This window comes from Niallia sp. WK069_GA_01, assembly GCF_983173855.1.
Window position 1 is genome coordinate 3,235,510 of record NZ_OZ470138.1, and the last position, 23,520, is coordinate 3,259,029.

Sequence of the window (23,520 nt, forward strand, 5' to 3'; positions counted from 1 at the left end):
AATGGTTTTTACTATTCTATTTGACTACCGTTTGTTTATTTATTTTATTCAAACTACTACTGCTGTGTACTATTATTAGCTGCTAACTTAATGGGCAGATTGTATTTTATTTTCTAAAAAAGGAGGGGTCTTTTTTTGAGTAGTTCGAAGGTAAAAACCGTTCTTTTAGCATTGTCTGCATCTCTCCTAGCATTAGCATTAATTTCCTTTCCTGCTGTTGCTGTCGATGCATCCAAAAACGGTTTAAATACTTGGTGGACAATTGTCTTTCCATCATTGCTTCCTTTTTTAATCTTATCGGAAGTATTAATTGGCTTTGGTGTTGTACGATTTATAGGTGTTTTATTAGAACCAATTATGCGCCCGCTTTTTAGAGTGCCAGGTGTAGGCGGTTTTGTATGGGCTATGGGTATGGTATCCGGATTTCCGACTGGGGCAAAACTTACAGCTCGGCTTCGAGAGGAAAAACAGCTGACAAAAATTGAAGCCGAAAGACTCGTTTCCTTTTCTAATGCTTCTAATCCTATGTTCATTATTGGAGCAGTTTCCGCTTCTTTTTTTCATAACCCTAAGCTAGGACTATTATTGGCATTTGCTCATTATTTAGGGAATTTTTCCGTAGGAATATGCATGCGATTTTATGGAAAAAACAAACAAGAAAATAATGACAAGAATAAGATCAAAAGACCTTCTTTGCGAAGAGCATTGCGAGAACTCCATGAAACGAGAATCAAAGATAATCGTCCACTTGGTAAACTACTAGGCGATGCTGTTTCCTCCTCCATTCAATCTTTATTAATGGTAGGTGGATTTATTATCCTTTTTTCTGTAATTAACAGGTTGCTATTTCATTTAAACATCACTTCTTTTTTTGGAAAATTCATTAATATGATTTTGCATATTTTTCATTTTTCAGGAGATTTAAGTATTCCTTTGATTGCCGGTATATTCGAAATCACCCTTGGCAGTAAGTTAACAAGTGATACCGAAACGGCAACCTTTATGCATCAAGCCATCTTGACAAGTTTTATCTTAGGATTTAGCGGTTTAAGTGTACAAGCACAAGTAGCGAGCATTCTGGCACAAACAGACATTCGCTTTAAACCTTTTTTCTTTGCAAGAATATTACAAGCAAGTTTTGCCAGTCTTTATACCTTTTTATGTTGGAATATTTTCACTACTCACTTTATGTCCAATGAAAAACCAGCTATCGTTATTCCAGATTTTATACAAGAAAAAGCAACTTGGGCAGAAGAAATCTTTGTTAAATTTACGGAAGCCGGTCCAATGATTACAATTATCGGCTTAAGCCTTTATACAATCATTCTTTTCAACAGGCTCACTCGAAAAGATAAACCGATTTCATAAACAAAGTCGACAAAGAGGGTGCTGAAACAATTTTGTTCCAGCACCCTCTTTCTGTAGCTAATCGCTCTTCTTTAACGACTCATATTTCTTTTTTAGAGCATTCTCTACCACTTTAGGCACCAATTCTGAAATATCCCCATTATATTTGCCAACTTCTTTGACAATACTGGAGCTTAAAAACGAATATTGATTGTTCGTCATGATAAAAAAAGTTTCAATCTCATCACTTAACACACGATTGACGGATGTTATCTGCATTTCATACTCAAAATCAGAGACAGCTCGCAATCCTCGAATGATTGCATTTGCTTGAATGCTTTTTGCATAATCAATTAACAATCCTTCATAGGATGTAATCTTTATATTTGGTATTTCCCTTGTTACCTCTTTAATTAAAGCTAATCTCTCTTCCACAGAGAAAAATGGTTTTTTGCTTGAATTATTTAGCACACAGATGAAAACTTGATCAAAAACTTTAGCCCCTCTTTTGATAATATCAATGTGACCGTATGTAATCGGATCAAAGCTTCCTGGGCATACTGCAATACTTGCCATATTCTTATTCCTCCAAACCCTTTGACAATGTATAGATTGAAACAGCAATTATTCCATATTTCTCATGTTTTTTTTGACAAAGCCGACCAACTGATTCAGGCAAAACTACTTCTGAACCATGTTCACATACAATAACTCCATCTTTTTTCAAAATATTTTCTTTATCTATTGTCATGAGTATACGCTCTAACTGTTGCTGCTTATAGGGGGGATCTAAAAATATATAATCAAAAGAACGCTCTCTTTTAATCAATGCTTTTAAAGCGCGTTCTGCCTCATTCCGATATACTTCTGTTTTTTCTTCTAATCGGCATGCTGCAATATTGCTTTTTATAGTTGAAATCGCCTTTCCATCTCTATCAACAAATATAACATTTTCCAACCCTCTACTTAACCCTTCAATTCCAAGACCACCACTGCCTGCAAAAAGATCTAAACCGCTTCCACCATCAAAGTAAGGGCCAATCATATTAAAAATGGCTTCCTTTACTTTATCTGTTGTTGGTCTAGTAGAATTTCCAGGCACTGCTTTTAAAGAAATCCCTTTATTTATTCCCGAAACTACTCTCATCCTCTTATCACCACTGAATTCTTAAGAAATTAGAACTTTATCCTTTCCTATCCTACCATAAACAAAATAGAGAGCCAACTTTCTTTCTTATCTGTTAAGAAGCATCTATAAAAACATCCTTTTTTATGTATAAGCAAATGAAAAGTGGGGGATACTTTCTAGTAACAACATCTATTCGAGGATGTTGTTGCCAACCGCGGAGAAGACTTACGTTTCCCCATAAGTTCTTCCTCCGGTTTCTCCTCTCCCTTTACCTTCTTTCCTTTATTAGGATATAGAAGGGCCCTGTAAGCAAATGCTTACAGGTTTTTTTTATTCTGCCAGTTTGCCTGAATCCATAAGAAAAGCGCGGGACGCCTTGTTTAGCCCCGAAGAAAAATGTTCTTCTGACTCAATAAATATTTTTACTTTTAGAAGCAGGAGGCAGGCACTATTCACTTGGGCTAGGCGCTGGACCATAAAAAAAAGCTGGATTAACCAGCTTGAACAATAAACAAAAAATACGCTTGCATCTAACCAGACTATTAACTTTAGCCATACGTGGAAAGTTTTTAAATACCCATCTTATAATCGTATTCCTTCGCTTTATCCGGCTTTGAATTTTCAAATTCCACCTTCAGAAAAGGTTTATATGACGGTTCTACTTTTTTCACGTAAGAATAGGAGCTTAGCTTTTCTATCGTCTGTTCCACTTCATCTAAATTCGTGTATAATACAACATATTTTAATTTTTTCGAAATATAATGAACATTACCAAATCTTCTTAACATTTTTGTTTGTTTTAAGGAATACATCCAAACAATTATACCTTGTCGCTGCCCTAGCATGCTTTAAACCCCTTCACAAATACCATTATTTTTCATTTTAGCACAGAAAAACTTTTTTAATCAATATAGAATATTTTCACTTTTCATTATCTTGTTTATCCAATGTCAAATCTGAACAGCTCTCAAATTTGAAAATGAAAAAAATCCTGAGACTATAAAAAAATGGCGACGACAGCTTTTATAAGTGCGTGTTCAAAAGGAGGATAAAAAGGACCGAGAAGTTCAAGGCGGCTTTACTTTGAGCATCGCAGCGTATGGTATTAATACGTGAGAAGCGGAAAAGTAAAGCCAACAAAGAAATTCGACGTGTTCTTTTTACCGGACTTTTTGAACAACCTCTATAAGCTTTTCGCCACCATATTTTATTTTATGCAGAACAACTACAGCCACCGCCAGTTCCACAGCCTCCAGAACTACAGCCTGAAAGCTCATCAAAAAACGGATTGCCTGTTGGAACTTTGATAAATTCGGAAACAGAGCGGCCAATAATAACACTTACCTCATCCAAAAGCTTTTGCAGATGATTTTCTGCTATTTTAAATGCAGCAACATGTGCATCCAAGTCCATTTCCCGTTTCAGCTGTCTAATCTCAACCATTACTTTTTTATATTCTGGATGATATCTTCCAAAACGCTGAACTTCTTCGTATTGCACTTTCATTTTATTAAAAGCAAGTATTCTTTGCTGTGTTTCTTTGTTTGTATTCAAACTAGACAAACAAATACGATATTGTTCTGCAATTTCTGACTCTAGTATCATGTCAGCAATTGCTTCTGCCTCTTCCTCAATAAGAAGTATTTCAGTTGTAGCAAGCACGTATTCGCTCACCTCCACCTTTATTCTACTCGAAAAGACATGGAAAGAAAAGGCTTGTGTTTGAAAGTATGACACTCTTTGTCCGCTCTTAACAGGAAAGTTCTCCTTAATAAAATATTTTATATGGTTACCGTAAATTCTTTTCCTAAATGATACGATTGATCTATTTCATTGACCACTTCAAGCGATATTTTATGTTTACCTGGTTTTAATCCCCTCACTACAAATGCTGCAGAATGGTATTCCTCAGTAAACAAACCATCTACTGTAAGAATAATTTTCGCCTGTTTTTTACCACTGTTTTCACGAAATGAGACAGAAGCTACTTTACATTCAACATAAACAGCATCGCCTTTAACAAAATGCTGTACAAACAACCCTTCGGAAGGAGACGCCTGTACAGTCTGTGCTGACACCCCCAGCTGTACTCCAGTTTCCTTTTTCGGTTTTACTTTTGGATCGGGAATATCATTATGACAAGCAGTTAAAAGAAACATGGCAGGAATACAAGTAATCAATATTTTTCTCAATAAAAACACTCCTGATTATTTTTCCTTAGTATTCGCTGCTATGTACTTTTTTACTCACTTAATATCCGTTGTACAGTCCTTTCTTAAATTAGGTGCTTTGTTTACAAAATTATGCACCATGGCACATGTAAAGAAGCAGCTTTCTATTTGTTTTATGAACTAAGTTTGAAGCAGGGAGCAGCAGGAATACACGAAGACTCCTATGGGAATTGCGAGAAAGGTGAGACCCCGCAGTGAAACGAGGAGGCTCACCGCTCGCCCCATGGAAAGCGAAGTGTATTCCTGCTGCGGACTCATTGAAAGAGCCAGAACCTCTTTTTATGTTAGCCTAAGTAATCAAATTAACCTTACCACTAATACTATTACGATTCAGATGCATTCATTGCTTGAAACATACTCACCATCATAGACGCCATCTGTACACCATTTGAAAATTTCTCAACATGATGAGGAATTGTTTTTTTATAATAATGCAAAGACGCTACCTCAAATGATTGCAATTCATTTGGATTTCTATTTAATTCCCGATACCACTGAGGTTGTTCCCGAATAAATTGTTGCAGCTCTTGATTTTGAGAAATATATTCCTTTATAATCTGCCTCATTACAAAGCCCCCTCTTTAATCTTTTCGGAAAGAAAAAGGTCCAGACGGCTGTTTCTCCCCACTGCTTTTATTTCCACCTGAACTGCTGGCTCCTGGAGATAATTGCGAAATCACTCCTTGAATCGTTCCTAACGCTTGACTTAAATTAGCAATATATCCTTGCAACTGATTTTGATCCATATTTTTTAACGAGTTCATAACAGATGATATTGACACGGTATTATTCGAGCTGTCTGTGTCCTCATTAGAATTAGTCGTTTGTTTTGAATCACGATAACTATCCCAACGATTATCCTCTTCCCCCAATAAGTACCAGTCTTCATATAATTCCTGCCAAGTCGTTTTTCCACTTCTCACTTCTTGAATAATTTTCGGATTTCCTTTAACAAAGGTTTTGAATTCTTCGACAGAAGGATGAAGTTGTTTCTTTTCCATTTACTATTCACCTCTATATGCAACATTTGCCTATATTACGATATGATACTTCTGTAAAAATGTGTATACGATTTACTCCAACATTCATTTCCATCCAGTATAGTCATTCAATACATTTTCACACAAAAAAAAAAGCCATCTAAAAGATATTAACCGGACATCTGTTTTTAGAGTGTTCATTTCTCCAAAACATCAATCCAGTTAAAAGTTCAGACAGTTTTTCACCATTTTTGTATAAAGTTTTGAGTGTAATATTTTTTATATACACCTACACCAAGATGAGAAAAATCTTTATTCAGCAGACATTCCCGATGTCCCTTGCTGTTTAGCCAGCCCTCGATTACCGCACCCGCATCTGTGTAGCCAGCTGCAATATTTTCACCGGCAACTTGATAAAATACTTGTCCTTTTTCTAATCTCGCTGCTAAATCACCGTATTTATTCGAGGTATGTGAAAAACTTTTTGTATCGTACATATCCACACTATGTCCAAGTGCAACTTTTGCAGTCGGCTCATCCCATTGAACTTTGTTTAATTTAAATTGTTTACGCAGCACATTTGTCATATCAAGAATTTGCTGTTCGCTTCCCTTTTCCACCGCCTCATTATCTTCAACTGCTGAGGCTGTTTCCACTAATTCCCCACGATACACAAGTTCATATGGTCTTTGCTGCAATAATGTTTTAGCATCCATATAACGTACACTTGATAATGTCCCTGTAAACTTATCAAAATAAAACTGTGCAAAAAAATCACCAAAACGAATAAGCGGTCGATTATTTATTTCATCTTCAGAAAGTTCAAAACGGTAAGAAGAATCTTCATAATTTAAGCTTATATTTGTTTCAATCGGAGTTTTTGTATAAATATCTCCTACTTCTTGTCCAATTTTATATGGTGCAATATGAACACCTTCTCCGATTGCAAAGATTGTAACAACTTTATTATCATGGACTCCAACCTGAAAATATTCTGAATCATTCTTATTATAAATCCACCAGTCATAATCATAAGATGATGGATCAATCCTCGATGGTTTTCCATAGTCTTTTTCTACTTTTTGTATATTACTCCCTATTAGGCTTCCTAGCCCCTCTTTTGGTACAGGCAAAGATTCATTTTCATTATCCGCTTTATCTGTAATGTTATCATTAACTTTCGGATTTTTCCCATCTTCCACTAATACATCTGAATTTTTATTTTTATCTGTTATATTCAGATAAAAACCAACCGCAATTAATATAGAAATAATAACGAAGATTCTAATAAAAGTTTTCAGAGGTTGTCCTCCTCTCTAGTATCATTTCTATCATTATATGTTCATCACTTGCTAATTAGTATAGCATTCATAAAATTTATGCTAATAGATGATATTTTTGCAAGTAATTAAAAGCCTAAGATCGCTTTTATAACAGAGGTAGTTTCTCCTCCATGATAGAATACATACAATAATAAGTATACTGCCACACCAGTTATAGCAGTAAAAAACCATATTAAGCTTGTAGTAGGTCCTAATTTACGATGTTTTGCATATTGTTTTTTGTAGCCTGTTATTAACATAATAATTCCTAGCACTGCTCCAACAGTAGCAAGGGTAATATGAAAAATAAGGAAGATTGTGTAATATAATTTTATGTCATCTGGCCCACCAAATGATGTGTTGCCGACAAAGATAGTTCTAGAGGCATAAATGATAAAAAAGATAATAGCAAAAATAGCTGCAAACAACATTACCTTTTGATGTGCTTCTATTTTTCTTTTTAAAATTAAATTCCAACCAATCGCAACAAAAATCGCGCTTAATACAATAAAAAATGTACTAATCGTTGGTAAAATTGGTAATGAAAATCCCATAAACAAAACCCCTCAACCTTTAATAATTTATTCTATAAGCACTTGCGCTTGTTAAAGAATGATAAAACGGAAGGAATGATAGTATCACACCATCATTCCTTATTTTTATATAAGCGTAACAATTACCATTGCTACAAATAAAATCGTCATGTATTGAAGAGAATAAACAAACATGGCTGTTGCCCACTTTATTTCATCCTTTTTCTTGCTAGCAAGAATTCCTGTTATTATCCACCCGATATTTAATAGAGTAGCTAATATTAAAAATGGGACTCCAAGTGAAGTTAATAAAAATGGCAATGGCAATAGCGCAATAATCCATGCATACGTATGTTTTTTTGTAACATTAAATCCCTTTACTACTGGAAGCATCGGAATTCCAGCTGCTCTGTACTCTTCCACTCTTCTAATCGCCAAGGCATAAAAATGCGGCGGCTGCCAAAAAAACATTATTAAAAACAAACTCCATGCCATAACATCCAAGCTCGGATCAACTGCCGCCCATCCGATTAATGGAGGAACAGCACCTGAAAAGCTGCCTATCACCGTATTGGAAACAAGTTTTCTTTTAGACCACATCGTATACACAACAACATAGCTAAAGGCCCCTACTAAGGCAATAACTGCTGCTGTAATTGTAGTTAATAATAATAACACCGTACCTATCGCGATAAAACCAAAACCTAAAAATGCAACTTTTTTTAAATTGACCTTTCCCGTTACAGTAGGTCTCGCTTTTGTTCGCTCCATTAAAGGATCGATATCACGGTCAATATAATTATTTAAAGCGCAAGAACCCCCGATAATTAAAGCAGAACCAAGTAATGTATAGAGAATTGTATCAATATTTGATAAAAATCCGCCTCCAGTAAAATGAAGTGCTAACCACAAACCGGTAAAAACCGTAATTAAATTGGAATTCACAATGCCGATTTTTATCAATGATAGAAAATCCTTCCACGCAGATGTTTCCTGCAGATTTTCTCCATTTACTTGAGCTTCTGTATAAGCCCTAGAATTTGCCATAGGCTTTTTTCCTCCCTTTTCTATAAAAACAAATAGCAACGAATGGTCACTCTTCTTTAATACGAATATTCTTCGTAAAAACTTTCCACTTGTGCCAATTTTCACAATTAACAATGTGGACATGTTAAAAAACAGTCCTTCTGTAATTAAACCATATAATTTATTTTTTTTCCGCATCTTTTTAGAAAAAAGTTATACAAATAAAGCGAAACTTCCATTATTCGGAGTTTCTTACTGTTCTTTAAGAATAGGGTAAATCCAAGCCTATACTTCTAAAGTATTCCCCTGATAGGAAATAGTACAATAATCGACATATTTCTTCTCCTTTTATATTATATAAGTTTTTGACAAAACAGCCAAATATATTTAACTATTTGGGTAATAGTAACAAAAAACCTTCAACATTTACTGCCATATAAGGACACAAGCAAAAAGAAGACATAAAACATACGTAACTGCATGATATGCCTTCTTTTTATTATTTAGATCGTTCTAAGATTTGAAAGCTTTACCGCTTTACGTAAACATATCTTTTATACTTCCTGAAAAACGTACTTGATTCCACTTTCATTGCTTCTGTCATCATTAAATGATCTGCTTAAGTGTTTTTTTACATCCTGTTATGCAAAAACCTATTTCTTGATTCTTTCGGCAATTCTGCACTAACTTGTTCTTCTTTATTTTTATATACTCTTTCATACTTTACAAACATAGACACATTCACCAATATCCCCATACTAAGCGCCAATATTACAAGAGAGGATCCCCCGTAACTGACAAAAGGCAGCGGAACACCCGTTAAAGGAATAACTCCAGAAACTCCTCCGATATTAATAAATGCTTGAATGCCAATCATGCTTGATATCCCGATGGCAAGCAAACTGCCAAATGAATCTTTACAGCGCAACCCTATATATATGCCTCTTAAAACAATATAGCTTAAACATGCTATAACAAAGCAGACACCGTAAATGCCAAGTTCCTCGGCAATTACCGCCATAATAAAATCAGTATGACCATCCGTTAAATAACCTAGTTTCTGCACACCTTGTCCAAGACCTAACCCCTTTAAACCGCCTCCACCGATGGCAATTAATGAGTTGCTCATTTGGTAGCCAGATTTTTGTACACTTTCTTCAGCAAAAGGAGAATTTAAGAACACGAATATTCTATCCATTTTTGTGGTTGAAAATATTTTATCACTGAAAATAAGAAGAAAAGGGATTACTGCAATGGAGCCGATAACCGCCAATCTTACTAAATTGCGAAAATTCATGCCAGAACAAAGAATAACTGTTGCTCCTATAAGAAATATAATTGCTGCCGTACCAAAATCGGGCTGAATGGCAACAAGTAAACATACGAATAATAAATACACAAGAGGAGGTGCTACTCCTTTGTTAAATTCATTAATATAAGATTGTTTTTTTGCATATACTGCTGACAAATAAATTATAACGCCTAGTTTTACAAACTCTGCCGGCTGTAAACTAGAATTCCCCAATTGGTACCAGCTTTGTGCATTTCCAGCAGTATGACCTAAAACAAATAATCCAAATAAACCGATCAATGATACAAAAACCATTGGAACTAAAAGTTTATTACTTAGAAATGCTTTATATGGAAAAAGGGCAGCTATAATAAACACAAATCCTGCCACAATTAAATGCAAGAACTGTTTTTTATAATAAAAATCACTGCTATCTTGTCCGTAATACTGCACCGCACTGACCATACTGGCACTGTAAACCATAATTAATCCAAAGATAGACAACAAGACCATGACAATTATTAAGGAATAATCATATGATTTTATAATTTTTTTAAACATTAAACCGCTTCCCTTACTATTTCTACGATGCATTATATATTCGCTAAAATTGATCTTATTTCCTGCTAAGCATAAGAAGAAAAACAAAGACTGCTTCAGCTGCTTTTTCTAAAAAGAGGATAAACCAAATTGGAAAGTTTCTTTTTTTTATGTGCCATAATGTGAATTTTGTTCACGTGGGTGTCTACTAAAAAAAACTCAAACATTCTTGCATTTGTTTGAGTTTACTTTTTTATTTTCTTATAGATGCCTCGTGTAATGCTGAGAGTTCTTTTTCTAACTCTTCTAATATTTTTTTGCCTACACTTTCTTCTACTAAACCAAGACGAATGGCAAAATCTATTTCTTTGGATAAGCCGAACATTTGCGTATCCAGAACTTCTTCATATAAAGGACATTGTGGCATTGTTAAATTTTCCATCTGTACTTTAATAAGCTTTAATATTTTATCTGCATCTGCTTTTAATAATGCATTTGCTTGTTCTTTATGATTAATAATCATTTCAGAAGTCAACCTTATCCCCCCGTTTCCGAGCGATTATCCTATCTATAAAGTTTAAACTCAAGCTAGAAAAAATGCAAGAACAATAAATAGAATATATTTTTTTACTTTATGCTACTCTGAAAAAAGGAATGCACTTTCAATTAGTCCGCAGCATGCATACACTTCGCTTTCCTGCGGGAGTCTTCGTGTATGCATGCTGCTCCCTGCTTCAAGCTTAGACCTTAAAAAAATGGAATTCTACTTCTTTTCGTACGCCATGATGCAAATTTTTGGTTACATGGGTGTCTACCCTGAAAAAAAGGTTTCGCAGCCGGAATACACTTCGCTTTTCGTGAGGGCTATGTTTGAGTTTCCTTGGAGTCATTAACTTGCTATCTTCTCACCTGTCTTGCAATTTTCATAGTTCTTCGTGTATTTGTTTGGCTGCTCTCGGTTTATAAACTTAGGGAAACTGTTTTTTCATGTGTGATGATAATGTAAATTTTTTTTGGAGGTTTACTTTCCTTCTAAAAAATGACAGATGAAGGGTTTCGGGCTATACTAAATATAGCAATATTTTCTTTTTTTGAAAATGAAAACGTTTTAGAAATAGAATACTCTTTTGGAGGGAGAAAATGGATTCCATTATTCCAATTAAAGGCGCAGTGCAGTATGAAATTACTTTAGATCCAAGTGTTTGGATTTTCGATGATCGAAAACTTACTGGTGAACAGCTTTTTTGTTGCACTTCTAGTAATGCAGATTCAGAAGAGTACAAGAAAAATACTTCTCTCCTTTGGGAAAGAGAACTCATGGAAGGGTCTGTTGTTCCTCCCAAAAAACAAGCGGAAAAACAATATAAAAAAGAAGAATTACTACAAGGAACTTTTTTTATGCCGCTTGCTCCGTTTATTTCCCATGCTGAACCCTTTTGTGATGCAAAGGAAATGGTGTTGAATACTAATCACAAAATAGCTGTCTATCCCCTTTCCTTGTTGGAAGAGATGTTTTTATTATTTTGTGTTCAAGGCAAAGCTCTTCAAGAACATGGACCTGTTCACTTATATATACGAAATATGGGTAATCTGCAAATTCCCGTTAAAGATATACAGTCCATTTTTATACAGTAAAAACCTCGCAGCAAGGTTGAAATTTTCCTCAGCTGCGGGTTTTTGTTTTTTATACAATCAAGGCTAGAGAAGGTCAGCAGCAAGCTGTGCTAGACCAGATCTTTCTCCCTTAACAAGCTTTACATGGCCGGCAATTTGCTGATCCTTAAAACGTTCTACCACATAAGACAAGCCATTATTAAATGCATCTAGATAAGGATGGTCGATTTGTTCAGGATCACCCATTAATACTATTTTACTTCCATCTCCCACTCTTGTTAAAATGGTCTTTACTTCGTGCTTAGTTAAATTTTGCGCTTCATCAATGATAATAAATTGATCTGGTATGCTTCTTCCGCGAATATAGGTTAATGCTTCCACCTCAATGGATCCCATCCCTGCAAGGATTGCTTCAAGCTCTCCTGGCTTTTTTGTATTAAATAAGTATTCAAGATTATCAAATATCGGCTGCATCCACGGTCTTAATTTCTCTTCCTTTTCTCCTGGAAGAAATCCTAAGTCCTTGCCCATCGGTACAATAGGCCTTGCTACTAATAATTTTTTATAATCTCCAAAATCTTCTGTTTGCATTAACCCAGATGCTAATGCTAATAAAGTTTTTCCTGTACCAGCTTTTCCAATTAACGTAACTAATGGTACGTCTTTTTTCAGAAGCAGTTCAATGGCCATCGTTTGTTGAACATTTCGTGGTCTAATCCCCCATATATGCTCATGGTCAAAAACAAGCTTTTTCACATGCTTTCTCGAAGAATCTACCATTGCTAACGCAGAAGAAGAAGAACCTAACACATCTTTTAATATCAGAAATTGATTTGGTAAAAATGCTCTATTTCCTATTTCTGAAACAGGCAGTTTTCCTTGTTCATAAAATTTATTTAATACATCCAAAGTCACTTGTACATCGGTAAAACCGGTATACAGATGTTCATTTTCCACTACCCTATCACTTAAAAAATCTTCTGACTGCAGCCCAATTGCATCAGCTTTCACACGGACTAATGTATCTTTGCTTACTAAAATCACAGTTCGTCCATTTTCTTTTTTCTTTTCTTCCGTTGATAAATTTTTCGCAACGGCCAAGATGCGGTTGTCATTTGTTTTCTCTACAAATATTTCTTGAAGTTCATGAAAAGAACGATGATTTAATTCGATGCGCAATGTTCCACCGTTTTCAAGCGGGATTTTTTCGTGTAATTTTCCTGCTTCTCTTAGTTTATCAATTAATCTGGATATTTGTCTTGCGTTCCTTCCAATTTCATCCATATACCTTTTTTTGCTGTCTACCTCTTCTAAAGCTACTGCCGGGATGACTACATCATTGTCTTCAAAGGAAAAAATGGAATAAGGATCCTGTAACAAGACATTCGTGTCTAAAACGTATATTTTACTCAAACTGATGCCTCCTGTTTAACGTCGTATATTGCTTGCACTATCCGCTTAACGGAAAGAAACCTTGCTTAAATATATGTTTTACCGAATAAAGTTAGAAGATATTTTGCACAATAAACAGAGGAAGTGTTAAAAAACGAGAAAAAGTATGATATTTTGGAGGTTTCCATATGAAAAAAACAGTCTTAAGTTTGATTTTTTTACTTATGCTTCTACTTGTTGGATGTACCAATAATATAAATCATCAGGAGGAATCTAATCCTAATCAAACTGATAAACATGTACTGCATGTAAAAAATACAAACATTCAAGAGGTCGACCGCAAGACAGGTCAGACAATCGCAGAGCGCCTTGTTTCGCTTGCTACAAGTGCTCCTAATGTAAATGATGCTACAGCCGTCGTAATAGGCAAATACGCTCTTGTAGGAATTGATATTGATTCCAACCTTGATCGCTCTGAAGCCGGTTCGATTAAATACTCTGTTGCCGAAAGTTTAAAAAATGATCCAAATGGTGCTTATGCAATGATTATCGCAGATCCCGATGTTACAGCGAGGCTTAAAGAAATTTCAGAAGATATTCAGAACGGAGAACCTGTCCAAGGTATTTTTAATGAATTAGCTGATATAGCAGGCAGAATAATGCCAGAAGTTCCAGCAGATATGGTTAATCCAAATCCAAAGTCAAATTTAAAAAACCCTGATGAAACATTAAATAATAAAGACGAAAAGCAGTTAAAAGATGATCAGGACAAACAATCTAATCATCACTTGCGGGATTAAACTCGTTTTCTGCAAATAGTTGTATTATAATTGCCCTATAATCTATTTTGATATAGAAAAGATTAGAGGTGCATCAATTGAAAGTAAAATGTGTAATATGCGATATTATTGAAGACATAGATGAAAATTCCTTTCAGGCAAAACGGCTTCGTAACCGACCGATTCACACGTATATGTGTAAAATATGCGACGAAAGAATTCGAGATAACACCCAAAAACGAGTCGATACAGGAAATTTCAGCTTATACCGCAGCAAAACAACCGAAGAAGAATGGTAACAAGAAAAGCGGAAGCGCCTTGTTGATCGCAGACTTTTAAATGTTCTGTACGATAAAAAGTGCTCTTTACTTTTAATCGGACAGGTTATTTGACACGAAGCGATAGGCGCTGGAGCTAGACATTTGAAAAGTGTAAGCGCCTTGTTGATCGCAGACTTTTAAATGTTCTGTACGATAAAAAGTGCTCTTTACTTTTAATCGGACAGGTTATTTGACACGAAGCGATAGGCGCTGGAGCTAGACATTCGAAAAAGTGCAAGCGGCCCTGTTCATCCTGTGAGGCGAAGCTAGACAGCCTTGACATTTCAAAAATTTTATCCTTTCTTCCCTTAAAACAAAAAAGCAGCTAAGCTCTATCAAGAGCTTAGCTGCTTTTTTGTTTATTATTCAGCTGTTTTTTTCTTTTTCGTTACGCGTTCGCGTTCTGATTTATTCAGAATTTTTTTACGTAAACGGATTGATTCTGGTGTTACTTCACAATACTCATCATCATTCAAGTATTCTAAAGATTCCTCTAATGTCATGATTCTTGGTTTTTTCATTGTTGCCGTTTGATCTTTATTAGCTGAACGAATATTTGTTGCTTGTTTCACTTTTGTGATATTAACCGTAATATCATTTTCACGTGTATGTTCTCCAACGATCATACCTTCATAAATATCCGTACCAGATTCTACAAAGATAATTCCACGGTCTTCTACTTGCATAATACCGTAAGTAGATGTTTTTCCAGTTTCCATACTTACAAGCACACCTTGACGACGTCCGCCAACTTGACCAGAAGCCATTGGTTGATAGCTGTCAAAAGTATGGTTGATAATACCATATCCACGAGTTAATGTTAAGAATTCTGTTGTATAACCAATAAGTCCACGAGCAGGTACATTAAAAATTAATCGTACTTGTCCATTTCCATTATTGATCATATCCAGCATTTCCCCTTTACGAGCACCAATTGATTCCATTACAGAACCAGTATGTTCTTCAGGTACATCAATCTGCACACGTTCAACTGGTTCACAACGAACGCCATCAACCGTTTTTACGATTACTTCTGGTTTGGATACTTGAAGCTCATATCCTTCACGACGCATGTTTTCAATTAAGATAGATAAATGAAGTTCTCCACGTCCAGATACAGTCCATGCATCAGGGGAATCTGTATTTTCTACACGTAAGCTTACATCTGTCTCTAATTGAGCACGTAATCTTTCTTCAATTTTTCTTGAAGTCAAATATTTTCCTTCTTTACCAGCAAAAGGACTGTTGTTTACTAAAAATGTCATTTGTAATGTTGGTTCATCAATACGAAGGATCGGAAGTGCATCTTGATGATCAAAAGGACAAACTGTCTCTCCAACGTTGATATCTTCCATTCCAGATACGGCAATTAAATCACCAGCATATGCTTCTTCAATTTCTTGTCTTTTTAAACCAAAGAAACCAAAGATTTTTGTTACACGGAATTGTTTTACCGTTCCATCCAGTTTCATTAATGCAACTTGTTGTCCAACTTTCATCGTTCCACGGAAAACACGGCCAACCCCAATTCTTCCTACATAATCATTGTAGTCAAGAAGTGCTACTTGGAACTGAAGAGGCTCTTCACGATTGTCAACAGGAGCAGGAATATGCTCAACAACTGCATCATATAATGATTGCATGTTTTCATCTTGTTTTTCAGGATTAACACTTGCAGTACCATTAATAGCTGACGCATAAATAACAGGGAATTCTAATTGTTCTTCTGTAGCATCTAATTCAATAAATAAATCGATTACTTCATCCACTACTTCTGCAGGGCGCGCAAAGTCACGGTCAATTTTATTTACCACAACAATAGGTGTTAATTTTTGCTCTAATGCTTTTTTCAATACAAAACGAGTCTGTGGCATACAGCCTTCATAAGCATCTACAACCAACAATACTCCATCTACCATCTTCATGATACGTTCTACTTCTCCACCAAAGTCAGCATGTCCAGGTGTATCTAAGATGTTAATGCGTTTATCTTTATATTGAATCGCCGTATTTTTTGCTAAAATTGTAATACCGCGTTCTCTCTCAAGATCATTTGAATCCATTGCACGTTCTTCAACATGCTCATTTGTACGGAAAGTTCCAGACTGTTTTAACAGCTGATCCACTAACGTTGTTTTACCATGGTCAACGTGGGCAATAATTGCAATATTACGAATATCTTCTCTAATTTTCAAAAATTTCACTCCTACCTAATAAATGGTCTATCTATTTTTCATTATTTTACACCTTATAACTGAGTCATTATACCATATAATATACTAGAAACCTAAAGGCTTTTTATTGTAAAATAAAAAAAGATAGATTGGAACCGTTATTTTTACCAACTTTCGCTAATTTTTTTATCAAAAACTGTTAAAAGGACGAGGTTTATGAAAGAAGAGTATGGACCATTTTATTTTTATAAAATATTTGCGACAGCCAGCTTTTTATGCGCAGGAATTTGCATTGTCGAGCGTAGTATAAAAGGAGCTGTCACTTGTTTTCTATTATTTACCATTATTGTATTATTTGCTTCGCGCAAGAAAAAAAAGCTACAGCAAAAAAAAATGCTGCAAAAATCCCCCTGATTTTTCATACAGCACGCAGTCATTTTTCTTTTGCAACACTAAAATAAAAAAGCAATAGTGTAATGAACTTAGTCGCTCACTCCCACTATTGCTAAAAAGGTATCTTACCAATCGCCGTTATTTAAATATTTCTCTAGTATTTCCTGATGCAGACCTGGTTTGCATGCAAAAAAAGAATTTTGATTCAACATATCTAATGGTTCATTTCGCAAAGAAGTCACCATGCCTCCAAGTTCTTCTATCATAATTTTTCCTGCGGCATAATCCCATGGAGAAAGTCTTAACGTAATATAAGCATCCATTCTGCCTGACGCGATATAAGCCAGTTCCAAACACGCAGAACCGAATGATCTCGTTCCCCTTGCATCCTTTGCTAACGGTGCCAAAATGGATGGATCAATCCGCTTGTTCTCCGTTACCCAAGTAGCGTTTAATCCAATAATTCCTTTCTCGACAGTAGTTTCCTCTAATGGAGCCAATGGAATATCGTCCATATATACACCATTTCCTTTTCTTACATGATAAAGTTCATCTGCCACCACATCGTAAATCAACCCTATCTTTCCTATGCCATCTTCATAAATCCCAATCGAAATCGCAAAATCCCGCTGCATATGAACAAAATTCATCGTGCCATCAATTGGGTCTATAATCCAGACGACATCTTTTAAATCTTCTATTTCTTCTGCCAGTCCTTCTTCCCCTAGTATTCGATGATCTGGAAAGTTTTGATTAATTTTTTTTATAAGAAAATCTTCGGTTCCTTTGTCTATCTCTGTTACTAAATCATTTTTATTGGTTTTTGTTTCAATCAATAACTCTTTTGAAAAGGAAGCTTTAATTCTTTCTCCAGCTTCTTTAATCCATTCTTTAGCTAATATATCCACTTCACGCCAATTTGTCATATTCCCCATCCTTATTGTATTTTTTCTATGTAAAATTTACTTCTTTGCTTCTTTTATATTTTAGCTTACTGCATTGATTCTCATGCATCAAGTCATTTCCCCTCCAATATTATCCTTTCAAGACAGGAGAAAATTTTCTTTGAAAAGGTTGTTCAAAAGTCGGGTAAAAAGACACGTCGAATTTCTTCGTTGGCTCATCTTTTGCTTCTCACTTATTTAACTAGAGGATCTTCAACTATAAACGCTCATTTCTTGTAAGCAATTTTGAAGTCACCATATCTTGTGGAAGGCAGATGCTCAAAGTGAAGCCACCTCGAGCTTCTTGGTCCTTTTTATCCTCCTTTTTGAACACGCAGTTAGAATAAAGTAAAAATCATAAATGCTTCCTGCATTACTGCCGGCTACATTTATGATTATCAAACGATAGTTACATTATAAAGCTTTAAGTCTTAGAAGTTCCTGTCTAATTCTCTCAAGCTTTTGCTTACTTTCCTTTTTTTGCATTTCATTCTTTTCGTTCATAGCATCAAATAAAGTAGCCAACTCATAGTCCATTTCTAATCGAAGAACAGCTCTTTTTTCTCTTTCCACTTTTTTGGTCTTCGCTAAATTCATTAATTGTTTCACTTGACAGTACACCCCTTCCATCGACTTATGTTTCTAATGATTTCTTATATCATATGTTGAAATCACTTTCCTTGCAACAAATATGTGCTATAACCTAAAAGTCCTCTTTCCTTCAATAAAAACGCTTTATATGCTAAACTATTGGACAACAAGTTGAGTAGACAAAATAGCTTTTTATTCGCCAAATCGTGCTATTTTTATCGAATTCTTAAATAGCCTAAAGAGAATAAATAATTGATTAAGAAAGAATGATATTTCTATGTAGAACATGCGGTTAAGCTAAAGAGGTTTTCGAGATGTCTATTTAAACTTGCTTGATATTTTTAATACCCATTTATACAAGATATAAACTTAATAAAGGAGTTAGAACTATGCAATTTGAAGGATTTAACAGAAAAGATTTTGATACGTTTTCAATTGAAGGACTTGATGACAGAATGCAAGCTATTCAGGAGCGAATTCAGCCTAAATTCCGTACGATCGGCTCCGTAGCAGCAGATGACCTTTCAGGAAAAATAGGAAACGAGATGTTCTTACATATTGCACGACATGCAAGACGAACAGTTAATCCCCCTAAAGATACTTGGCTTGCATTAGCTGCGAATAAACGTGGATATAAACAACATCCACACTTCCAAATCGGACTGTTTGATGATCACGTATTTATCTGGTTAGCTTATATATATGAACTGCCTAATAAAAAAGAAATTGCACGTACATTTCTAGAAAATATCGAAACGATGCAAGAAGCTATTCCAGACGATTACGTTATTTCACTCGATCATACAAAAAAAGATGCTGTCAACTTTAAAGAAGTGAATCTAACGAAAGCACTAGAACGTTTTCGTGATGTAAAAAAAGCCGAATTTCTAGTTGGCCGCCATATTGCAGCAAATGACCCCATTTTACAAGATGGCAAAGCATTCATGCAGCTTGTTGGAAACACATTAGAAACACTGCTACCTTTCTATAAAATGTCTTTACAATAAAAAAACAAATAAAAAGTTCCATTGATAGGTTGAAGCAGGGAGCGGCGGGAATACACGAAGACTCCTATGGGATTTGCGGGACAGACGAGATCCATAGGAGTTTACTCCGAGGAGGCTCGGCGCCCGCCCCATGAAAAGCGAAGTGTATTCCGGCTGCGGACCCATTGAGAGAGACAAACCCTCTTTTCAGGGAAGCCACTCATGCTAACAAAATTTGCACTATGGTACATGAAATAAGCAGTTTCTCTAAGTTTTTGGTTAGTTGAAGCAGGGAGCAGCCGGAATACACGAAGACTCCTATGGGATTTGCGGGACAGGCGAGACCCCGCAGGAGTTTACGAGGCCACTGAAAAAGTCCGTAAAGAAAGAAAAAGAAGCGACTCACCTACTATATATAGAATTCCAAAGATATTTATCAGCTGTATATAGACAATAATTCGATATTTTTTCAAAAACAATCAGTTTTTCAGTGGCCTCGAGCTTACTCCGAGGAGGCTCGGCGCCCGCCCCATGGAAAGCGAAGTGTATTCCGGCTGCGGACCCCATTGAGAGAGACAAACCCTCTTTTCAGGGAAGCCTGAGCATACATGAAAACCTAAGGGAAAGCTCCTCCGTTAAATATTTTCTCGCAATGAGAAAGTTTTTACTTCATCCAAAGAAAAACTCACTATATACAAAAAAGAGCATTATAACCTTCTAGACAAGGCATAACACTCCTTTTCATACTATGTACAATAAAATATAAACATGCTCAACAACATGCTTCCATGAGCCAAATAAACCATCTCACTGCTATATGTACTGCTTTCTCAGACTAAGGCATCTTGATTACTATATCATCCTTAGCTTCTTTCGCTTTCTTAATCGTTTTATAAGAAGAATAACCACTGATTTCTTCAAATTCACCGCAAACTTTTTTTTCTTGCGATTTCCCAGGAACAATTACTTTAAAAAGACGATATTGATCCATTAATACATTTCTGTTAACACCTTTTTCATAAGCTTGCTCAATACACTCAAAAAATTTAACAGCCGTAATTATCTCATCCGTCGACCAATCTATATCTATTGGATATTGATATTCCATTTAAACACCCTTTTCTACATATTTATAAGTCTTCCCTAATGCATTCTATTGTAGATGATGAATCATTTAATGTAAAACGTAATTTTTTTCTTACTTAATAAGTTGAAAATAACTATTATTTTCCTAAAAAAACCTTATGTTTTCATCTGAAAAAGAAAGGGTAAAATAATTCTTTCACAGATAGTAAAAACTAATTGTATGCAAAGAATTTAAAAAGTGCTATAATTCATTTGTTTTATGGAATCATTGTGCAAATAATACAATGAAAAATGAACAGATTGAAACTAAATATATAGAGAATAAAGAGGTGTGGAAATAAATTGTCACAACACGAAACACCGTTATACCACGGTTTATTGGAGCATGCAAAAAAAGACCCTGTTCAATTTCATATTCCTGGTCATAAAAAAGGAAATGGAATGGATCCTGAATTTCGAAACTTTATTGGGGAAAACGCCCTTTCAATCGATTTAATTAATATTGGACCACTTGATGATCTTCATCAGCCAAAAGGAATAATTAAACAAGCACAAATTTTGGCAGCAGAAGCATTTGGAGCAGATTATACCTTTTTTTCTGTTCAAGGTACTAGTGGTGCAATTATGACGATGATTATGAGTGTTTGTGGACCAGGTGATAAAATTATCGTCCCACGAAATGTGCATAAATCTATTATGTCCGCGATTATTTTCGCAGGTGCTATTCCTGTTTTTATACATCCAGAGATTGATAAAAATTTAGGTATTTCTCATGGAATTACCATTGAATCTGTACAGCACGCTTTAGAACTTCATCCAGATGCAAAAGGGTTATTAGTTATTAATCCAACTTATTTCGGCATATCTGCAGACTTAAAAAAAATAGTAGAGCTAGCACACTCTTATGACATTCCTGTGCTTGTAGACGAAGCTCATGGGGTTCATATTCATTTTCATGATGAACTGCCGCTTTCCGCCATGCAAGCAGGAGCAGACATCGCTGCCACAAGCGTTCATAAACTTGGAGGCTCAATGACACAAAGCTCTATTCTTAATGTTAGAGGTAAGCTTGTTAATCATAAAAGAGTTCAGACCATTTTAAGCATGCTGACAACTACTAGTACTTCGTATTTATTGCTTGCATCCTTAGATGTCGCAAGAAAACGTTTAGCAACAGAGGGTAAACAGCTTCTTGATCAAACAATCGCCCTTGCTCAAAGTATTCGTCAACAAATCAACGATATCGATCATCTATATTGTGTTGGAGCAGAAATAGTAGAATCCAATATCGCCTATGATTATGATCCAACAAAGCTTATTATCTCGGTAAAAGATTTAAGTATATCTGGTCACGATGCAGAAGAATGGCTGCGAAGACATTATAAGATTGAAGTAGAAATGTCTGATTTATACAATGTGCTTTGCATTATCACTCCAGGCGATACAGAAAAAGAAGCGACGATTCTAATCAAAGCATTAAAAGAGCTTTCAGAAAAATATCATTATCAAGCTGGCAGAGTGGAAGCAAAAGTAATGCTTCCTAATATTCCTGTTTTAGCATTAACACCAAGAGATGCCTTTTATTCTGAAACAGAATTGGTTAATTTTGATGATTCTGTTGGAAGAGTAATTGCTGAATTTATTATGGTGTATCCACCAGGCATACCTATTTTTATCCCAGGCGAAATTATTACAGAAGATAATTTAGAATATATAAAAAGAAATATGGAAGCTGGATTACCTGTACAGGGACCAGAAGATTATGACTTTAAAAAACTTCGTGTTATTAAAGAGCATCGAGCGATTCGATAAGTTATAGATTAAATTAGTTAAAAAAGAGCTGTGCCTAACCGTTAATAAAAGTTAATTAAACACAGCTCTTTTGTTTTAATGTCCCATCCCTATTTTTGATTGGAGTTTTCGTTAATGAAAAGAGTCACTATTATTGCTGTAATAAGTCTTATTATAAGTTTCAGTTCTCCATTTATCTTTAAACAATATCTCGAAAAAAAACCATTGGAACCAAAAGATGCCTTAGTGTTTGGCGGTCCTATACCTTTTGCTGAACAAAAAGTCGAATTGCCACAGAATGCTGATCTTTATCCTTTAGAAGTACAGTTTCAATCTCCTTTTGAACAAACAACCAAAATCCATTTTATTCCCTTTGTTTTTACGTTTATTTGCTTTTTTCTATTAATTTTTGCAATCTACACAGTCTTTGCAAGTTATTTTAAAAAGTCGATTAAAAAAAAGAATAGTACTAGATAAGAATTGCTATTGCCTTTCAGAATGTTGCTACTGGAAAAGTGAATCTGATGAAAATATAAACGGTGAATTTTTCAAAAAGCTGCACTAAAAAAAAGCTTTTGCTCTCTCGATAAGTCCACAGCCAGCATACACTTCGCTTTCCTGCGGGCGAGCGCCGAGCCTCCTCGCTGCGCTGCGGGGTCTCGTCTTTCTCGCATTCCCGCGGGAGTCTTCGCGTATGCTGACTGCTCCCTGCTTATAAAATCTAAGAAATCTATTTCTCTTTTTATATGCAGTTGTGCAAATTTAGTTGCATGGGTGTCTACTCTGAAAAATAGGTAATGCACACGCTCGAATAATAATAGTTCTTATTCAAAATACACTTTGCTTTCCTTGGGCTATGCTCGAGCCTTTTCGGTGTGAACTCCTGCGAGTCACACTGTCCAACTAATCTCATAAGGAGCCTTCGTGTATTTCGACTGCTCCCTGGTTTCAAATTAGGCATGCATTGTGGTGGGGATCTTTATTTGTAACGGAGTATTTTTTTATCAAATTTTGTAGGGTATGCAGATATTCCGATTGGTACTTTATTTGT

25 protein-coding genes are annotated in these 23,520 nt (G+C 35.4%); 8 read left to right on the forward strand and 17 right to left on the reverse strand.

Annotated features, from left to right (window positions below):
* Positions 1–135: 135 nt before the first annotated feature.
* Positions 136–1,368, forward strand: a complete 1,233-nt coding sequence (gene ylbJ / locus AC5LWL_RS15385; RefSeq protein ID WP_493435127.1) for a sporulation integral membrane protein YlbJ — start codon at positions 136–138, stop codon at positions 1,366–1,368.
* A 57-nt stretch (positions 1,369–1,425) separates the two neighbouring features.
* Here ylbJ and coaD read toward each other — a convergent pair whose 3' ends face one another.
* The 12 genes from coaD to AC5LWL_RS15445 all read right to left on the reverse strand — a co-directional run bounded on the left by coaD (position 1,426) and on the right by AC5LWL_RS15445 (position 10,934).
* Positions 1,426–1,923: a pantetheine-phosphate adenylyltransferase gene (gene coaD, locus AC5LWL_RS15390; RefSeq protein ID WP_493435128.1), complete on the reverse strand. Its 498-nt coding sequence runs from the start codon at positions 1,921–1,923 to the stop codon at positions 1,426–1,428.
* Positions 1,924–1,927: 4 nt separating this feature from the next.
* Positions 1,928–2,494 carry a 16S rRNA (guanine(966)-N(2))-methyltransferase RsmD gene (gene rsmD, locus AC5LWL_RS15395; protein ID WP_493435129.1) on the reverse strand — a complete coding sequence of 189 codons (567 nt, stop codon included), beginning with the start codon at positions 2,492–2,494 and terminating at the stop codon, positions 1,928–1,930.
* A gap of 551 nt (positions 2,495–3,045) precedes the next feature.
* Positions 3,046–3,321: a YlbG family protein gene (locus AC5LWL_RS15400; protein WP_493435130.1), complete on the reverse strand. Its 276-nt coding sequence runs from the start codon at positions 3,319–3,321 to the stop codon at positions 3,046–3,048.
* 367 nt (positions 3,322–3,688) lie between these two features.
* The gene (locus tag AC5LWL_RS15405; protein ID WP_493435131.1) at positions 3,689–4,138 is read right to left on the reverse strand and encodes a YlbF/YmcA family competence regulator; all 450 of its coding nucleotides are present in this window, start codon (positions 4,136–4,138) and stop codon (positions 3,689–3,691) included.
* A 119-nt stretch (positions 4,139–4,257) separates the two neighbouring features.
* Positions 4,258–4,668 (reverse strand): hypothetical protein, encoded by a 411-nt coding sequence (locus AC5LWL_RS15410; protein WP_493435132.1) that lies wholly within the window; start codon positions 4,666–4,668, stop codon positions 4,258–4,260.
* Positions 4,669–5,030: 362 nt separating this feature from the next.
* Entirely contained in the window at positions 5,031–5,273 is a 243-nt protein-coding gene (locus tag AC5LWL_RS15415) for a YlbE-like family protein (RefSeq protein ID WP_493435133.1), read from the reverse strand.
* A gap of 15 nt (positions 5,274–5,288) precedes the next feature.
* Complete coding sequence (locus AC5LWL_RS15420) at positions 5,289–5,708, reverse strand: YlbD family protein (protein ID WP_493435134.1); 420 nt, start codon at positions 5,706–5,708, stop codon at positions 5,289–5,291.
* A 221-nt stretch (positions 5,709–5,929) separates the two neighbouring features.
* Positions 5,930–6,889 carry a CAP domain-containing protein gene (locus AC5LWL_RS15425; protein ID WP_493435135.1) on the reverse strand — a complete coding sequence of 320 codons (960 nt, stop codon included), beginning with the start codon at positions 6,887–6,889 and terminating at the stop codon, positions 5,930–5,932.
* A 206-nt stretch (positions 6,890–7,095) separates the two neighbouring features.
* Positions 7,096–7,563 (reverse strand): DUF420 domain-containing protein, encoded by a 468-nt coding sequence (locus AC5LWL_RS15430; RefSeq protein WP_493435136.1) that lies wholly within the window; start codon positions 7,561–7,563, stop codon positions 7,096–7,098.
* Positions 7,564–7,668: 105 nt separating this feature from the next.
* A complete protein-coding gene (gene cyoE / locus AC5LWL_RS15435) occupies positions 7,669–8,589 on the reverse strand; it encodes a heme o synthase (RefSeq protein ID WP_493435137.1) in 921 nt (306 codons plus the stop codon).
* A 610-nt stretch (positions 8,590–9,199) separates the two neighbouring features.
* The gene (locus tag AC5LWL_RS15440) at positions 9,200–10,420 is read right to left on the reverse strand and encodes an FtsW/RodA/SpoVE family cell cycle protein (RefSeq protein ID WP_493435138.1); all 1,221 of its coding nucleotides are present in this window, start codon (positions 10,418–10,420) and stop codon (positions 9,200–9,202) included.
* A gap of 232 nt (positions 10,421–10,652) precedes the next feature.
* The gene (locus AC5LWL_RS15445; protein WP_493435139.1) at positions 10,653–10,934 is read right to left on the reverse strand and encodes an Fpa/YlaN family protein; all 282 of its coding nucleotides are present in this window, start codon (positions 10,932–10,934) and stop codon (positions 10,653–10,655) included.
* 605 nt (positions 10,935–11,539) lie between these two features.
* Between AC5LWL_RS15445 and AC5LWL_RS15450 the strand changes: the two genes are divergently transcribed.
* On the forward strand, positions 11,540–12,034 hold the full coding sequence (locus tag AC5LWL_RS15450; protein ID WP_493435140.1) for a peptidyl-prolyl cis-trans isomerase: 495 nt from the start codon (positions 11,540–11,542) through the stop codon (positions 12,032–12,034).
* Between the two features lie 63 nt (positions 12,035–12,097).
* Here AC5LWL_RS15450 and AC5LWL_RS15455 read toward each other — a convergent pair whose 3' ends face one another.
* Positions 12,098–13,426, reverse strand: a complete 1,329-nt coding sequence (locus tag AC5LWL_RS15455; RefSeq protein WP_493435141.1) for a PhoH family protein — start codon at positions 13,424–13,426, stop codon at positions 12,098–12,100.
* 167 nt (positions 13,427–13,593) lie between these two features.
* Here AC5LWL_RS15455 and AC5LWL_RS15460 point away from each other — a divergent pair, with 167 nt between their 5' ends.
* The gene (locus AC5LWL_RS15460; protein ID WP_493435142.1) at positions 13,594–14,205 is read left to right on the forward strand and encodes a YhcN/YlaJ family sporulation lipoprotein; all 612 of its coding nucleotides are present in this window, start codon (positions 13,594–13,596) and stop codon (positions 14,203–14,205) included.
* A gap of 77 nt (positions 14,206–14,282) precedes the next feature.
* Positions 14,283–14,483, forward strand: a complete 201-nt coding sequence (locus AC5LWL_RS15465) for a YlaI family protein (protein WP_493435143.1) — start codon at positions 14,283–14,285, stop codon at positions 14,481–14,483.
* Between the two features lie 383 nt (positions 14,484–14,866).
* On the opposite strand, the gene typA is transcribed toward AC5LWL_RS15465, so the two are convergent.
* Positions 14,867–16,699, reverse strand: a complete 1,833-nt coding sequence (gene typA / locus AC5LWL_RS15470; protein WP_493435144.1) for a translational GTPase TypA — start codon at positions 16,697–16,699, stop codon at positions 14,867–14,869.
* 195 nt (positions 16,700–16,894) lie between these two features.
* On the opposite strand from typA, the gene AC5LWL_RS15475 reads away from it, so the two are divergent.
* The gene (locus tag AC5LWL_RS15475; RefSeq protein ID WP_493435145.1) at positions 16,895–17,092 is read left to right on the forward strand and encodes a DUF5325 family protein; all 198 of its coding nucleotides are present in this window, start codon (positions 16,895–16,897) and stop codon (positions 17,090–17,092) included.
* A gap of 104 nt (positions 17,093–17,196) precedes the next feature.
* On the opposite strand, the gene AC5LWL_RS15480 is transcribed toward AC5LWL_RS15475, so the two are convergent.
* A complete protein-coding gene (locus tag AC5LWL_RS15480) occupies positions 17,197–17,997 on the reverse strand; it encodes an inositol monophosphatase family protein (RefSeq protein WP_493435146.1) in 801 nt (266 codons plus the stop codon).
* Positions 17,998–18,429: 432 nt separating this feature from the next.
* Positions 18,430–18,624, reverse strand: coding sequence for a YkzI domain-containing protein (locus AC5LWL_RS15485; protein WP_493435147.1), 195 nt, complete (start codon positions 18,622–18,624; stop codon positions 18,430–18,432).
* Positions 18,625–18,995: 371 nt separating this feature from the next.
* Here AC5LWL_RS15485 and AC5LWL_RS15490 point away from each other — a divergent pair, with 371 nt between their 5' ends.
* Positions 18,996–19,613 (forward strand): YktB family protein, encoded by a 618-nt coding sequence (locus AC5LWL_RS15490; RefSeq protein ID WP_493435148.1) that lies wholly within the window; start codon positions 18,996–18,998, stop codon positions 19,611–19,613.
* Positions 19,614–20,427: 814 nt separating this feature from the next.
* Here the strand turns inward: AC5LWL_RS15490 and AC5LWL_RS15495 are convergent.
* Positions 20,428–20,700 carry a UPF0223 family protein gene (locus AC5LWL_RS15495; RefSeq protein WP_493435149.1) on the reverse strand — a complete coding sequence of 91 codons (273 nt, stop codon included), beginning with the start codon at positions 20,698–20,700 and terminating at the stop codon, positions 20,428–20,430.
* 320 nt (positions 20,701–21,020) lie between these two features.
* Between AC5LWL_RS15495 and AC5LWL_RS15500 the strand changes: the two genes are divergently transcribed.
* Both AC5LWL_RS15500 and AC5LWL_RS15505 read left to right on the forward strand, forming a co-directional pair.
* Positions 21,021–22,490, forward strand: coding sequence for an aminotransferase class I/II-fold pyridoxal phosphate-dependent enzyme (locus AC5LWL_RS15500; RefSeq protein WP_493435150.1), 1,470 nt, complete (start codon positions 21,021–21,023; stop codon positions 22,488–22,490).
* Positions 22,491–22,604: 114 nt separating this feature from the next.
* A complete protein-coding gene (locus AC5LWL_RS15505; protein WP_493435151.1) occupies positions 22,605–22,946 on the forward strand; it encodes a hypothetical protein in 342 nt (113 codons plus the stop codon).
* Positions 22,947–23,520 lie beyond the last annotated feature (574 nt).

Bases quoted from the DNA above. Each gene is read 5' to 3' on its own strand.
- coaD (WP_493435128.1), bottom strand. From the start codon at position 1,923: ATGGCAAGTATTGCAGTATGCCCAGGAAGCTTTGATCCGATTACATAC.
- rsmD (WP_493435129.1), bottom strand. From the start codon at position 2,494: ATGAGAGTAGTTTCGGGAATAAATAAAGGGATTTCTTTAAAAGCAGTG.
- AC5LWL_RS15400 (WP_493435130.1), bottom strand. From the start codon at position 3,321: ATGCTAGGGCAGCGACAAGGTATAATTGTTTGGATGTATTCCTTAAAA.
- AC5LWL_RS15415 (WP_493435133.1), bottom strand. From the start codon at position 5,273: ATGAGGCAGATTATAAAGGAATATATTTCTCAAAATCAAGAGCTGCAA.
- AC5LWL_RS15420 (WP_493435134.1), bottom strand. From the start codon at position 5,708: ATGGAAAAGAAACAACTTCATCCTTCTGTCGAAGAATTCAAAACCTTT.
- AC5LWL_RS15430 (WP_493435136.1), bottom strand. From the start codon at position 7,563: ATGGGATTTTCATTACCAATTTTACCAACGATTAGTACATTTTTTATT.
- cyoE (WP_493435137.1), bottom strand. From the start codon at position 8,589: ATGGCAAATTCTAGGGCTTATACAGAAGCTCAAGTAAATGGAGAAAAT.
- AC5LWL_RS15440 (WP_493435138.1), bottom strand. From the start codon at position 10,420: ATGTTTAAAAAAATTATAAAATCATATGATTATTCCTTAATAATTGTC.
- AC5LWL_RS15450 (WP_493435140.1), top strand. From the start codon at position 11,540: ATGGATTCCATTATTCCAATTAAAGGCGCAGTGCAGTATGAAATTACT.
- AC5LWL_RS15460 (WP_493435142.1), top strand. From the start codon at position 13,594: ATGAAAAAAACAGTCTTAAGTTTGATTTTTTTACTTATGCTTCTACTT.
- AC5LWL_RS15475 (WP_493435145.1), top strand. From the start codon at position 16,895: ATGAAAGAAGAGTATGGACCATTTTATTTTTATAAAATATTTGCGACA.
- AC5LWL_RS15480 (WP_493435146.1), bottom strand. From the start codon at position 17,997: ATGACAAATTGGCGTGAAGTGGATATATTAGCTAAAGAATGGATTAAA.
- AC5LWL_RS15490 (WP_493435148.1), top strand. From the start codon at position 18,996: ATGCAATTTGAAGGATTTAACAGAAAAGATTTTGATACGTTTTCAATT.
- AC5LWL_RS15495 (WP_493435149.1), bottom strand. From the start codon at position 20,700: ATGGAATATCAATATCCAATAGATATAGATTGGTCGACGGATGAGATA.
- AC5LWL_RS15505 (WP_493435151.1), top strand. From the start codon at position 22,605: ATGAAAAGAGTCACTATTATTGCTGTAATAAGTCTTATTATAAGTTTC.